The sequence below is a fragment of the Oleiphilus sp. HI0080 genome (assembly GCF_001635135.1).
The window spans coordinates 1-896 of the sequence record NZ_LWFU01001192.1; the positions used below are offsets into that span (position 1 = coordinate 1).

Here is an 896-nt window from a genome sequence, read left to right on the forward strand (position 1 = left end):
CAACTGTGAATCCAGTTAATGTAAATGTAGCCGGATCGTACAGCGTGACATACGATGTTTCAGACGCTGCGAACAATGCGGCAAGCCAAGTGACGAGGACCGTTATTGTTGCCGACACAACGCCTCCAGTCATTACCCTCGTTGGCGCACCGACGGTGAACATTGAACAAGGCGACACGTACAACGACGCTGGAGCCACTGCCTCTGATTCAGTTGATGGCCCATTAACCGGATCTATTTCGACTAATAATCCAGTCAACACGAATATTCCCGGAACCTATACGGTCACCTACAACGTCAGTGACGTCGCAGGCAACTTTGCAGCCCAAGTGACTAGAACTGTCATCGTTGCCGACACTACTCCACCGGCAATTAGTTTGATCGGTTCATCGACGGTCAATGTAGAACAAGGTACAAGCTACTCAGATGCTGGCGCAACCGCATCAGACAGCGTGGACGGAGTCATTACCGCCAATATAACTGTAAGCGGAGACACCGTAGATCCAGCTACAGCGGGCTCTTACGTGATTCGTTATGACGTTACTGACGCCGCAGGAAACGCGGCACCACAAGTGACGAGAACGATCATCGTTGCGGACACAACGCCGCCTCTCATCACCCTCGCGGGAAGCGCACTCGTAAACCACGAGCAAGGCACCGCTTATTCTGATTCAGGCGCAACTGCGAACGATACTGTTGACGGATCGGTTTCAATCACAGTAGGCGGAGACACTGTTAACAGTGCAGTTGCTGGCACGTACACCATAACCTTTGATGCCGTCGACGCAGCTGGCAACAATGCAACTCAAGTAACGCGTACGGTCATTGTTGCTGACACAATGGCTCCTTTAATCTCACTCACCGGGCTAGCGAACATCGACCTTGAGCGCGGAGAC

At 52.2% G+C, this 896-nt stretch carries 1 protein-coding gene; it reads left to right on the forward strand.

The genetic code is table 11. The annotated features are described in order from the left end of the window. Positions 1 to 5 precede the first annotated feature (5 nt). On the forward strand, positions 6 to 896 hold an 891-nt coding region (locus A3751_RS21045), incomplete at its 3' end, for an immunoglobulin-like domain-containing protein (RefSeq protein ID WP_369821271.1).